The organism is Bacillus sp. CD3-5 (genome assembly GCF_006349665.1).
Classification (GTDB): domain Bacteria; phylum Bacillota; class Bacilli; order Bacillales; family Bacillaceae_G; genus Bacillus_A; species Bacillus_A paranthracis.
The window spans coordinates 338,891-352,417 of the sequence record NZ_VEPX01000001.1 but is presented as its reverse complement, the minus strand read 5'-3'; the positions used below and the strand labels follow the sequence as shown (position 1 = coordinate 352,417).

The window sequence follows — 13,527 nt, the reverse complement described above, 5'->3', positions numbered from 1 at the left end:
ATGGAATTTCACATATTCATTTACCTTTCATTTGTATTACATTTATGTAAGGTAAAATTATTAGCAAACTACAATTATCGGAATAGCATCCTACTATTTGTATGGTCAATTGATCGCGCCCTACTCTGTTCTGCTATTATGTTTCAAATGCATCAATTACTTCTTATGAAAAGAAACAAGAACTGAGTGAATATAAGGTCATATATATGATTAAAGATTATTTTCTTCTTATTTATCAAACCATACAGAAAAACACCCAAGAACTATCAAAGGTGTTACTTCGCCTGTTCAATCAACTACAACAAAACGGACGAAAATCTCATCGGTATGGGAAGAAAACAGTCTTTGATATATTAGGTGTCGTTTACAATGGTACTAAGTCTAATAATTAAGCGGATTAATTCAAAAAAGGAAACTCGTTAGGATTTATTTCGTATGCAAATCCTTAAAGAACTGACACTGGATCTTTAGAAAAAGAAAAAAATCTCATGTGAAATTAAACTTATATAAGCTTAGCTTGTTGGGTGGCACTACCCCAATTAATAAATATTACTAACCATATTTCTAAGTTAATATCTATCATATTTTTTATAAACAAGATTAATTAGATTTAAAAAAAGATTTCTTTTTCTTTACTCGTAATAAGTCACCTGTCCATCCTTTGACTCGCATATATAAATACATACCCCCTGTTGTAAAAATGATAAATAAGAGAGCGATTAAATAGCTATATTTCCATTCTAGTTCAGGCATATATTTAAAGTTCATACCCCATAATGCTCCTAAAGCTGTCAACGGCGTACTTACAGCAGTTAATACAGTAAGGGCTTTCATAATTTCATTCCCACGATGAGAAGAAACAACTTCTTGTAAATGAATCATCGTGTCTAATTCTTCTTGGTACTCTTTAACAAGTTGTAATCCACGCTCTAATTTTACGTGTGTTTGTTTATAACAAAGGGTGTTTGTTAAGTTTTCTAACCAAGCTTCCTCCAAGCCTTGTAACACTTCTTGTATTAAGCGAAACACATGTGTATTCATAAATAATTCATGACGAATATGATAAATTCTTTCTAAAACTGCTATGTTATTATGATGATAAAAATCCCATAATACATTTCTAAAATTGTTTTCGAAATAGTCAACCTTTCGCAAGTAGTGAGATATAAAGATTGATAAGATAGCACATAATCCTTCAGCGGAACTATTACAATTTTTTACACTAAAAGAGGAATTATGTATTAATTTTTGGAAATCCTCTTCCTCTTTTTCCTGGACCGTTATCAGTATTCCATGAGCTACGAAATAATGAAGAAATTTTTGAATTTTGGCGTCCTTTTTATCTTGATCATATAAAAACGAACCATATACACAAGTTTGATTTGGTGATAACGTATAAACATATAATCCATTTTCACAAGGAGAACTTATTTTCTTTACAAATTGAGAGAAATAAGGTGTTACATCACGAGGGATGATAGAAGAAGGTTTTTCAAGTTCACTGGTTTTCACATGATACCAATCCCATTTCGGCATTTTTATGCATTCCATATTATTCTTCCTTTCTGAATAGTTTTATGTTTCATTGAATAGTATCCGTAATATGAAATTTATATGTAGGTATTCATGTCTTGGAGGAAAAGTTTTTAGATCCTCTACATTACAAACTAAATGGCATAGGAGGTCTTCTTCTGTTACAAGGAAGACCCCCTATATATTAGTTATTTGTATTCTCAATTTTAAACAGTTCCTCTATACAAGCACTTTTTATCTTTTCTTATTTATATGTGGCACGTCTATTCAACGAACTCCATTTCGGTCGTTATTATAATTTAGATTCATATACAGATTGATTGGTGATGTCGTCAAATACTTGACTTCCAATCATATAGTACCCATGAAGTGCAGCCTCTTTCGAAGCGTCTACCATACGGAAAGAAGAAATTTCACCTTGCATTTTTTCAATTCGTTTTTTGTGGAGATCTACTATTCCTCCTGTCCAAATAATAGTATCATACTGGTCTAACTTAAATTGTTCTTGTAATACACACATAACGTCTTGGAAGTGTGTATCCAACTCTTTTTGAATCAAAGTATGAACCTGACTTGCCTGATGATTTTCTTCTCGACCTCCATATCCTTTTTCTAATATGTTTGGCATGTCGTTAATATGCAAGTGACCACTTTCCCCCGCATGATTCTGCACGATATTCTTAATGTTTTTCAAAGGCTTGCTACATCCTAGTTCCGTCTCATAATGATTTAAAATGACATTCTGTTTCATATCTGTCATTTCTAATGTACGAAATCCACCATCAATAATTAAGATACGATCTCGTTCCTCAATGATTCCCTCTTTTAAGAAATAAGCATGTAAAGCGACCGGTTGCTGAAGAATCAAAGCATTTTCCACCGTAATATGAATAAATTTGCCATCAATTTGTACGGAAGTTTCTTTTTTTAGCGCACGTTGTAATTGCTCATGCTGACTACCAAAATAAGTGACAGGAAGCCCGGTAACAACTAAAGGTAACACGACATTTTCTTTATAATCCTTTGCAATGCAACCAAATATTTGTTGTTTAAACTGTTCGCTTTCATAATAATTTTCTATTTCTTCTTCAAATGGAGGAAGAAATGAAGCGTCAGATTGATGCGCTTCATTTCCCATGTAGTATGCAAAGTCTAAGTCTATAAAACTCACCTTTGTTAAATCTTCACTTTCATCATGATTAGGTACAGGGGCTAGTGTGGAAGCTTCACTCTTAACCGTCACCTCAGAATCTTCATCCTGTCGATATGCTCGCTTAGTAAAGCCGATTCCTACATCAATTGCATACAAAGATTTCATACTTTTTTCCTCACTTTCTATTTTTAGAATTAAATCTAAGCACTCTCTTCTTTCCCTTCTTTCACATATTTCTTTTCATTTTTCGTTTTTTCCCCGTCTATTTCCTTACTATTTTCATTTTTTTCGTAATCCTTTTCATCTTTTTTCTTTTTATTATTTTCGTTTTCTGTTAAATCTTTAATGGTAGAAATAACAACTGGTGTGGCTGTAAGCAGTTGTGGTAATGTTTGTTTTGCAACATTAGCTGCAGTTACAGAGAATTGTTTACTTGTCTCAGTTACCTTCTCTAATGTTTCCTTTATGTTTCCTTCTTGTAGTTTGTCTTTTACGTTTTTTCCTGTTGTTTGTATAGCTTTCCGATTTTCTTTTTTTAATAGGGAGACTATCACTCCGGTCGTAATCCCAATCACAGCATATTTAAATATTGTATGTTTCATTTTTCTCACCCTTCTCTACTTTTAATTTCTTCCATGCTACAACCTAAAATAATTACCTTACCTATTGCAATCTATTAGAGAGAATGATAGTTTTGCGGCTGCCTATCACTCGCTGTTAGTGTTTCATCTGTTACTAGGAGTAAAATTCTCCCTTGATCTAGTTTTTCTTCATATAAGTTAGCTTCCTCCTTCGACACCCCCATTTCTTCCATTTGATTTCGGAGCTCGTCCCCTTTTTTGGAGAAAAAGTTGATAATACTTGTGCCTAATCCTTGTTCTTTTACTCCAATCGTATTTGTGTTTGTATCATCCGCAATCTTTTTTGTTAGATGTTTTTCATGTGTTAAGACGTAAATGTCATCTTGGTGAATCCCTTGCAATTCTAGCTCTTTTACTTTCATAACTACTTCCTGTTCATTTTCATATTCATGAACCACCGGTTTTCTTTCATTCTTATGCATTGGATTTTTCCTCCTTTAGATTTTTTATTTTTTTATTTAGTTGTTATGTAATATGTAATACACCTATTTTAAAGATGTTAAACCTAAATTTTCAAAAAACTTTATACAATAGGTTATTAATGTTTTTGAATATCAAAGAAATGTCACGAGCACTTTGCTTTGATAACAGTGTTACAAATAACAATTTGCTTAGAAGACAAGCCTCTTTTTTATCATTGGATTTTCCAATGACATAGAAGCACAGCGCTGCATTACATGTAACTATCCCATAGAATTCTCTATTCCAAAAGAAAGCATCTCGCTAGATGCTTTCTTTAATGGTTCGCACTATAAATTTATTTAGATAATTCTCTTATTACTATAAAATACATTTATTCTAGTTCCTAAATCTCACTTATTTCTTAATTCACTCATACCAATGTAAAACTAAATAACTTACCATCAAAAATAAAGAAAACAGGTTATTTGGCTATTCATTCATTAAGCTTAATACTCAAGTTAATCTTTTTTCACTCGGTTAAACTTTATTAAGAAAACCTTAAGGAATTTCCCTCTATATTTATAAGAATTTTTTTCTATACTGAATCATGTAAATGAACAAGAGGAGAAATGCTTATGAAGAAATTTATACTTTGCATACTAGGAATAGGCCTACCTATATACATACTACCTTTCATATTACGAGGGGATTTGGATAGATTTAATCCGATTGCTGAAGAAAAAAATGTATACGCCATTGCGAAGGGATATGGTGTTCCGGATTATCATCATAAAGGACGAGCTATGTACGCCCTAAAAGGTGTTGATGAATTAAACAATGAAAAAGAATATAAAGTTGGAACGAACACGCCTAATGATTTTATAAGAAAAACTTACTTGAAAATTCATGTGAAAGGAAAGTATGTGTATTCTTACGACATTATCACTGAAGAGGATATTCCGAAGAAAATAAGAAGTAAATTGGAAATAGAAGTTAAATAAAAGAGCCCACTCGTATGAGTTGGCTCTCCGGTCTATCATTGTTTTAATAACCATTCTTCCATTACTTTCACTGTTTCATCTCGTTGTGCTTTTGGCGTAATTAAGCTCGCATTATCACCTTTTTGCTCACCATACATGCCAAAATGAGCATGGTTTCCACCTTTTATCATGTGCATAGTTGTATTCTTTGACATCAACTTTTTATTGTTCTCTATTTTTTCTACAGTTGCTAAAGCATCTACTTCCCCATAAATTGATAACATCGGAATCGATTTCGTAGAGAAGTCATCTGCAGGATACGAGCCTAAGAAAATGATTCCGTCTACCTTGTCTTCATTCTGAAAGGCATACTTAGAAATCATAGCTCCGCCCATTGAATGCCCCGCAACATACCATTTTTGAACTTCAGGATACTGTTCCATTACACTATCTACTGCATTGATTCCAAGTATCGCTAAATTTAATGGCAACTTAGGTATTACTACAAAGTGTCCATCTTTTGCAAGAGCTTCTCCTAAGTAACTATAAGCCTCAGCTTCTACTTTAGCTCCTTGATAAAAAATAACCCCTATTTTAGCATCTTTCTCTCCAAAAACGATATTCTCTCCATCTTTTTTATCATCTACTAACGACAAAGCCTCTGTCGTCGGTTTATAAGTAAACTGAGACCAAACAAAAAAACTAATACTTCCTATAAGTAAAATACCTAGTAAAGAGTACAGCGTAATTTTTATCCATTTCTTCACAAAGATGACCTCCCTAAGATGTACATACTCTATATTTTAGATTACCATTAATAAACATAAAAACTCGAGCATTTTTATTATGCTCAAGTTTTCATTTACGTCTTTAATTTATACTATAAATGCTCCAAGATAAATATGTAGCAAATGTAGCCCATAAAAAATATGGAATTAGCAACCATGCCGATACTTTAGATAATTTGGAAGAAACCGCTATGAGAAGTAACGTAGTAATAGCGACTAGTAAACAATCTACTGTTGCTAAAAATAAATTTTTTTGACTAAATTGAAAGTAGCTGAACGCTTGATTACACATATAATTTAAAAGGAATACGAACCAAAATGTTTTTGGCTTACCTCCATATTTGTTGTAAATAATTGTAACCGACAATGCAATAAGTCCATATAGTACAGCCCAAACTATTCCGATTATCATACCAGAAGGTGTCCAAGACGGCTTTTCTAGTGCATCGTACCACATACGATCAATAGGAAATAAAATACTAGAAACATAAAACAAACCATATGTTAGTAAAAATACTAGAATACTAGATTTTTTCATAAACATTCTCCTTTTTCAATAGAAGGTTTTAGAAACTCTATATGATTCGTATACTCTTTCAATGAATACAACTTTAATACGCAAATAGACATTATAACTTTTACATATCAAATTCATATTGACTCGTGTATTTTATATAAATTCTTTCATACTTTTATATGCACAAAGTGCTCTCTCACGTGCTGCCTTATGATCAACAATTGGCAAAGGATATGTATGACCAAGCTTAATATTGGTCTTTTGTAAAATATGCTCAGGTGCTTCCCAAGGTTTATGTATATACTTATTCGGTATATCTCTTAATTCTGGTACCCATTTTCTTATATACTCTCCATTTTTATCAAACTTTTCTCCTTGTGTGATAGGATTAAAAATACGAAAGTACGGTGATGCATCTGCTCCACTTCCAGCAACCCATTGCCATCCCATTGTATTATTTGCAATATCAGCATCTAGTAGTGTATCCATAAACCATTTTGCACCTTCTTGCCACGGAATTAACAAATGCTTTACAAGAAAAGAGGCTACAGCCATTCTTGCCCGATTATGCATAAAACCTGTTTGCCATAGTTCCCTCATTCCCGCATCAATAAACGGATAACCAGTTTCCCCCTTCTGCCATACTGTTAATAACTCCTCTTCCTTATTCCATGGAAAATGTTCAAAGTTTTTATTAAGCGGTTTATATACTGTAAATGGGTAATGATATAGCAAATAATAAGAAAACTCTCGCCAAATCAATTGACGGATAAAACTATTCACTTGTTTTTCAAAAAGACTACATTGTCTTTCGGTACTTTTATCGATTAAGTAATGATACATCCACTTCACTGATATTTGGCCAAATGAAAGATAAGGTGCCAACATCGAATGAGCATTTTCATTTGGAAAATCTCTTCCTTCACTATAAGAGGCTAATTTGCTAGAGAAAAATTTCTTACATGTTTTGTATGCCCCTTCTTCTGTAGGATCCCATATTGATTCCATATGAGTTGTCCACCGTATAGTCGGCAACAAATGTAATTCTGAAACAGATAAACTTGCTGGTAAAGAGTTTCCTCCTTTTATACGCTGCACTTTACTAATAGGCTTAGGTACTATCTGCTTTTGAAATGCATTGTAAAAAGGCGTAAACACCTTATATTCAGTGTTATCTTTCTTTTTAATAACCCACGGTTCTAATAATAAATGCGAATTAAATTCCTTACAGGTAATACCTTTATCTTCTAACATCATTTTCATTTTTTGATTAAATTGTAATCTTTCCGGATCATAACAAATATTCCAATATACAGCCGTTATACCTAACTGTTTTATGAGAGAAAGTATTTCTTCCAGTATATTTCCTTTGCGGATTATTAAAGTAGAGCCCACTGCCTCAAGTTGCCTTTGGACATCTATTATAGCATGATGTAACCACCACTTTGACGCACTTCCTATTGAAAAAGTTTCATCATGTACATATACCGGAACAACCTCACCGGACTGAGCAGCTTCAAATAAAGCTGGGTTATCATATAAACGAAAATCTTTTTGAAACATAACGATAATTTTATTTTGCATGGCTATCCTTTCTCATTCTTAAAGCACAATTCATTCTTTATGAGAACAAGTACTTCTGTTATTTTTAAATAATTATGAGAATCATCTTTTTTATTTTATAATCTTCTTCACTATAAACATTGATTTTCTATCTCTCTAAGCACATCATTTCCTATATTATCTATCTTTTCATTTTTTACGTTATTATATAAACTCTGTAAAACTTTTAACTCTGTTCTTAAATGTAAAATGACACTAGATAATATATATAACTTAGCCACACTCTCTTTTCCACACTTCTCTTCATATACTTTTTGAAGGGTAGTAAGATATAACGTCAGTTGAGAAATTTTAATTTTTAGCTGTTCTAGAATTAATTGTTCCTCCCCGTATTGTGCAAAAAGTAACGCTTCATATATAGGACGATGCATATCCTCTTTCTTTATCATTTGCTCTAATAATAAATGCTCAAATTCTTGTTTACCACTTTGAGTAATACCGTAAATAGTCCGTTCAGGGCGTTGTTCATTACGAATAATATCAACAACTTCTATAAAGCCCTTCTTTTCAAGTTGCTCAAATGTATAATATAAAGAGCCTTTTGTAATTTTTATATAATATTTCATTTCACTATTTTTTAAAAGTTGCTGGACTTCATACGGATGCCTATTTTTCTCCATAAGAAGGCCCAGCATAAAAAGCTTTGTATTCATAACTCTCCACTCCTTAATAACCTATACCAATAGTATAAGCTAAAAATAAGCAAAGAATCTTTTTGTTTTATAAAATTTATGACTTCAAATTCACTTTATTATCCTTTGTACCGGCTTTAACGTTCCCCATAAATAATATCGCCATAAACGAAACGATAATGGGAAGTAAAGCTAGTAGAAATACAGTAGTAATTGAAGATGACATAGCAGCTATAATTTTTTCAAGAATAAAAGTAGGGATACTGGCCCTTATATCTGAGCGAAATATTGCACTTGGATCACCTAAATTATTTAACATGCTGGAACTGTGTTCTATTCCCTTAAAAGCATCCTTTAAATTAGCTGTAAAGGTACTATTTTGAATGGAGCCAAAAATCGTTACCCCAATTGTCATACCTAGTGAACGAAAGAATGAATTTGTTGAAGTAGCTGAACCACGGAATCTCGGTTCCATATTATGAATAGAAACTGTAGGAAGTAAAGAAAACGAAAATCCAACCCCAAATCCCGTTATAATCATGTATATCGTTAAAAGTGCACGGCTTGTTTGCGGATCCATCGTTCCTAATAAATACATACCTATCCCAAAGGATATTACAGATAATAACATTAAGTTGCGGTAACTAATTTTCGTTTGAAATATTCCGCCAATGGCACTACCTACGACAGAACCTAACATCATTGGTGTTAAAATTAATCCAGCATTAGTTGCTGTTCCACCATATACAGCCTGAACAAAAATAGGAATGAATACTGTTAAAATAACAAATGTTGCTCCATAGAAAAATGTAATAATTTGAGATATTGCAAACTCCTTACGCTTAAACATCCAAAATGATATGATCGGATCTTTCACTTTTCTTTCTACCAATAGGAAACCAATAAAAAATACAATAAACGATGTAAATAACCCAATGATTTGTATCGAACCCCACTTAAATTCTTTTCCTCCTAATTCTAAAGCGAACATTAAGCTAATTACTGCTATTACGAGCGTTATCGCCCCCCACCAATCAATATTTTGCTTAGTAGGTGGATTATTTTCTTTATAAGCTTTTAAAATAAAAATTAATGACATTAAACCAATTGGAATATTGACGTAAAAAATCCAATGCCAACTAATATTTTCTGTTATATACGCGCCTAATAAAGGCCCTAATACACTTGAAGAACCAAATACGGCCCCTAATAATCCTGTCATTTTTCCTCTTTTTTCAATAGGAAAAATATCAAATACAATGGTAAAGGCAATTGGTATAAGTGCACCCCCACCTATACCTTGAATTGCACGATAAATACTTAGCTGAACAATGCTTTGCGCAGTACCACATAATGCAGAACCAATTAAGAAGATTAATAAACCAAAAATATAGAACCTCTTTCTACCATACATATCAGATAATTTCCCAAAAATAGGCATACCAGCCATAACTGCAACCATATAAGCAGAAGTAACCCAGACGAATTTATCCAATCCACCCAAATCTGAGACAATTGTACCAATTGAAGTAGCAACAATTGTATTATCCATTGCAGCCATTAAAATGCCTAGCATTAAACCAGCTATTACTAAGCGTAAGTTGGTCTCTTTTGCAACCATACCTCTTTCCTCCTTTTTTCACACCCAACAGAATAAATAGTCTAATTAAACTATATACTCATTATAGTTTAATTAGACTATTTTTCAATAAAAAAATAAATCCCCCCAAAATATATTGGAGAGATTACAAATGTAGAATTACTTCCTATATAAAATAATTAAAACCGTTAAAACGATCACTTCTTTATACTACTTTGATTTTGCATACATGTAGCTTATTCATTTAGTTTTGGTCTAGTTTGTAAATATAAATTCAAATCTGGACTTGAACCGCTAATAATTACATCTCGAACAATTTTAGAAAGTGCCATACTATATACTAATCCATTATCTCCATACGCATAGATAAAGTGACAATTTGGAAACTCTTCATACATTCCAATTATAGGTAAACCATCATGAGTACCACCATAAAAAGCGCTTAAATAAAATTCAGGTTCAACCGTAATATTTGGAAAGAGCTTATTAAATTCATTCACTAATTTCTCTTTTTTATGAATTAATTTTGAATCTCTTTCTTGTGCAATGTTTGTATCTTCATCTAACCCACCTATAATAATCCTGTTATCTGCAGTAGTTCTCATATAAATATATGGTCTCGCAGTTTCCCAAATGAGAGTACGTTTATACCAAGAAGATAAATCTTCTACAGGATTAGTAACAATTGCATATGAGCTAATTAGTGTAGCGTTCTTTTCCTTTTTAAATTCCAAACCTTCATATCCTGCAGCCACAATTACTTTATCGGCAGTAATAGAATTGCCCCCTTTTGTATAAAAAACAGCACATTCTTCCGCTAACTTTTTGCCAACAATCTCCGTATCTTCATAAATGTGGACTCCTCTATTAGAAGCTTGTTTTAATAAACTATGTGTAAATTTATACGGGTTTATTTCACCATCGTTATACGTATAAATAGCTGCACGTTTTGTAAATGGATATCTCTGTCCAATTTGTTCTTTTGATAGCCAAGTCGCTTTAAAATCATGCTTATGTAAATAATACAGTTCTTTCTCTAATTTCTTTATATCCTCTTCATAACTTGCATAATATAAACTGTCACGTCGTTTAAAGTCAGAGCAATAAGGTGTATTTTGATCAGCATATTCAATATCATTAATAGCTTGTTCACATAATTTCATATGCTTAACTGCATACTCTTCTCCAAATGTATTTACAAGTTCAAAAAACATCTTGTCACCTAAATATTGAATAAGTGCTGTATTTGTAAGGTTACTTCCATGTCCTACCTTTCTTTTATCAACGACAACAATCTTTAAATCTGATTCACTTAAATAGTATGCGGATTGAGCACCGGAGCTCCCTGCTCCTATTATTAGTACGTCACATTTTATATCTTCTTCCAACCGAGGATAAGAAGGTGTATTAGAAAAAGTTGTGTTCCAATATAATTTCCCTGTCTGTAAATCCATTTAAAGTGCACCGTCCTAAATAAAATAGTTATATCCCCATCTGTATCTCCAAATCATTCTTACTATATACTTCTTATCAAAATTATTCTTGCTATCATTAAATTATTAGTACAATATGTTTGTCCACTCATATTTGGTATTAAACTAAGCTTATAAAAAGTTAATAGTATATATATTATTTATTTTCATTTAGAAATTTAAGAACTTGGTTAAAAGCTTCTTGACCTGCTGGAGTGTTCATTTTAAATTGAAATTCATGCGCTAACTCGCCAGAGATATTTTTATCGAAGAAAAGTGTATCTACAGGTACTCCTTTATTTTGTAAAGTAGAAGCTAATGCTTTAGCTTGCTCTTCAAATGATGCAGTATTGCCATCTGTAATGAACGTTGGTGGATAATCTTTTGTAACGTGTTGATAAATAGAGGCGATTTCCATTTCAGGTAATGTTTCAAACTTCTTTTTCCCAAAGTAAGCCCAGCCAGTAGTACGCATAAAGTCTTGCACTTCTTTGGATGTTTCCATTTTAGCTAATGCAGGCATATTATACGGACCGCAAAATAGCAGTATACCTTTAATTGTAGAAGGAGCAACAATAGCGTCGATTCCAGTTAATTTCGCATAATCTGGAGATGTTTGAATAGTAACGAATTGTCCAGATATTTGCGCTCCAGCAGAATCTCCGGCAAAATACAGGTCATCTAGTTTCACATTATATTTCTTTGCATTTTCTTTTATATATTCGTAAGCCTCACCAAGTTGTAGTACTGGTGTAGGATACTTTCTTTTAGGAGCAAGAGCATAATTTATATTTATTACTGTATAACCACGAGCAGCTAATTCTACTGCATAACCAGTAATGTCTGATTTATCTCCACCTACAAACCCACCCCCGTGCACCCAAAAAATAACAGATTTTTTTCCCGTAAGGTTTTTGGGATAAATAATATCTAATGTACCATCAGGAAATTTAGAATTATAATTGATATCTTTAACAATTCGTGTCTCTTTTAGAGCATTTTTATAATTGTTAGATTGAACAAACATTCCACCTTCAAATGCTTTTTTTATGAGAAACGCTTTTGGAATAGGTGAAACATTCCAAAAAACAACTCCCGCAATAATCAATCCGAAAACAATACAAATAGTTAACAACATTCTTTTTTTCCATATTATTTTAGGTTTTAACTGTTTTATTGTCATAATTAAAGAATCTCCATTATTTTTAATAATAATCTTAAAATAAAGTGAAACTTTAATCAGTGGGGGTTTTCTTCATCCCCCACTGATTATTAGTTGAACCAATCGGACTTTTATGGGCAGTTGATCCCCCGCCTAACTTCTTTGCTTTCGCTGAATTTTGAGGTGGGGGTCTTACTGCCCATTAAAGCGTGATAAATCACAACATAAATTTTTATTTCCCGCCTGCTAATCCGTCCTTAACATTTCATCCAAAAGGTTATATATTTTTATTATGTACATATTAGATATCTCCTATAAAACACATTAAAAATTCAAACAAAAAGAGCAAAAGATCCCCATTTATAGAAGATTTCTTTTGCTCTTTGTAAAAGACATAAGTCCAAATAAAAGTTGCTTATCTATCGATAATTTACACATAAGAATGCATTTGTTTTACTACTTGATTAGCAGAAACTTCAACAACCGTTTCTTTTCCACCTGTTCTATCAATCTTGAAACCCTGAACTTTAACATTAGAAGGCACTAACGGATGATGACGAATCATATCTATACTCTTCTCAATATTTTCACTAACATTTCCTTTTCCACTTAGCCATTCCTCAAGGCTACCACTTGAAAATTCAGGCATACAATTTTCAAAGAGATAGTCTAGTTCCTTGTTATTTTTTATAGAATCACGTTGAATTTGCAGATTAACTACATTAGTTTCTTTATCCTCTATTCCGACAACAAAAATTTCTTCCACATTTTCTTGATAAATAGCAATAATAATAGACCTCATTATATCTCCAAAAGGATGTACAATTACAGAATCACAGCTGTGTATAGTCAACATATTTTCTCGTTGAATGTTAGTTACTTGTTGGATAATAGGCTCTATTCCTTGTTCAATGTCTGTTAACAATAAAACCTTTTTATGCTTTGCATTCATATATAGCACTCCTTCTTCATGATTGTATTTATGAAACTTTTAAGCTAGTAACAATGATTCATTACATGATTT

Annotated in this window: 13 protein-coding genes and 2 pseudogenes; 3 read left to right on the top strand and 12 right to left on the bottom strand. The window is 32.3% G+C overall.

Annotated features, from left to right (window positions below):
- Positions 1-94: 94 nt before the first annotated feature.
- A pseudogene (locus tag FH036_RS01820) lies at positions 95-392 on the top strand (IS4 family transposase); the annotation flags it as partial.
- Positions 393-600: 208 nt separating this feature from the next.
- Here FH036_RS01820 and FH036_RS01815 read toward each other — a convergent pair.
- The 4 genes from FH036_RS01815 to FH036_RS01800 form a co-directional block, all read right to left on the bottom strand.
- Positions 601-1,551 (bottom strand): magnesium transporter CorA family protein, encoded by a 951-nt coding sequence (locus FH036_RS01815; protein ID WP_139895229.1) that lies wholly within the window; start codon positions 1,549-1,551, stop codon positions 601-603.
- A 274-nt stretch (positions 1,552-1,825) separates the two neighbouring features.
- A complete protein-coding gene (locus FH036_RS01810; RefSeq protein WP_139895228.1) occupies positions 1,826-2,851 on the bottom strand; it encodes a ParM/StbA family protein in 1,026 nt (341 codons plus the stop codon).
- A 35-nt stretch (positions 2,852-2,886) separates the two neighbouring features.
- Complete coding sequence (locus FH036_RS01805; RefSeq protein ID WP_000683223.1) at positions 2,887-3,288, bottom strand: hypothetical protein; 402 nt, start codon at positions 3,286-3,288, stop codon at positions 2,887-2,889.
- Positions 3,289-3,362: 74 nt separating this feature from the next.
- A complete protein-coding gene (locus FH036_RS01800; RefSeq protein ID WP_139895227.1) occupies positions 3,363-3,749 on the bottom strand; it encodes a YflT domain-containing protein in 387 nt (128 codons plus the stop codon).
- A 119-nt stretch (positions 3,750-3,868) separates the two neighbouring features.
- Here FH036_RS01800 and FH036_RS27525 point away from each other — a divergent pair.
- Positions 3,869-3,973 (top strand): annotated as a pseudogene (locus FH036_RS27525) (acyl dehydratase); the annotation flags it as partial.
- Between the two features lie 391 nt (positions 3,974-4,364).
- On the top strand, positions 4,365-4,730 hold the full coding sequence (locus tag FH036_RS01795; RefSeq protein ID WP_139895226.1) for a YxeA family protein: 366 nt from the start codon (positions 4,365-4,367) through the stop codon (positions 4,728-4,730).
- Positions 4,731-4,765: 35 nt separating this feature from the next.
- Here FH036_RS01795 and FH036_RS01790 read toward each other — a convergent pair whose 3' ends face one another.
- The 8 genes from FH036_RS01790 to FH036_RS01755 form a co-directional block, all read right to left on the bottom strand.
- Entirely contained in the window at positions 4,766-5,476 is a 711-nt protein-coding gene (locus FH036_RS01790; RefSeq protein ID WP_139895225.1) for an alpha/beta hydrolase, read from the bottom strand.
- 103 nt (positions 5,477-5,579) lie between these two features.
- A complete protein-coding gene (locus FH036_RS01785; protein ID WP_139895224.1) occupies positions 5,580-6,035 on the bottom strand; it encodes a TspO/MBR family protein in 456 nt (151 codons plus the stop codon).
- A gap of 132 nt (positions 6,036-6,167) precedes the next feature.
- The gene (locus FH036_RS01780; protein WP_139895223.1) at positions 6,168-7,598 is read right to left on the bottom strand and encodes a cryptochrome/photolyase family protein; all 1,431 of its coding nucleotides are present in this window, start codon (positions 7,596-7,598) and stop codon (positions 6,168-6,170) included.
- 110 nt (positions 7,599-7,708) lie between these two features.
- Positions 7,709-8,290: a PadR family transcriptional regulator gene (locus FH036_RS01775; protein ID WP_001093179.1), complete on the bottom strand. Its 582-nt coding sequence runs from the start codon at positions 8,288-8,290 to the stop codon at positions 7,709-7,711.
- 76 nt (positions 8,291-8,366) lie between these two features.
- Complete coding sequence (locus FH036_RS01770; RefSeq protein WP_139895222.1) at positions 8,367-9,890, bottom strand: MDR family MFS transporter; 1,524 nt, start codon at positions 9,888-9,890, stop codon at positions 8,367-8,369.
- 215 nt (positions 9,891-10,105) lie between these two features.
- Positions 10,106-11,323, bottom strand: coding sequence for an NAD(P)/FAD-dependent oxidoreductase (locus tag FH036_RS01765; RefSeq protein ID WP_070806454.1), 1,218 nt, complete (start codon positions 11,321-11,323; stop codon positions 10,106-10,108).
- A gap of 175 nt (positions 11,324-11,498) precedes the next feature.
- Positions 11,499-12,524 (bottom strand): alpha/beta hydrolase, encoded by a 1,026-nt coding sequence (locus tag FH036_RS01760; protein WP_000153200.1) that lies wholly within the window; start codon positions 12,522-12,524, stop codon positions 11,499-11,501.
- A 409-nt stretch (positions 12,525-12,933) separates the two neighbouring features.
- Positions 12,934-13,455, bottom strand: a complete 522-nt coding sequence (locus tag FH036_RS01755; protein ID WP_138321662.1) for a carbonic anhydrase — start codon at positions 13,453-13,455, stop codon at positions 12,934-12,936.
- Between the last annotated feature and the right edge of the window lie 72 nt (positions 13,456-13,527).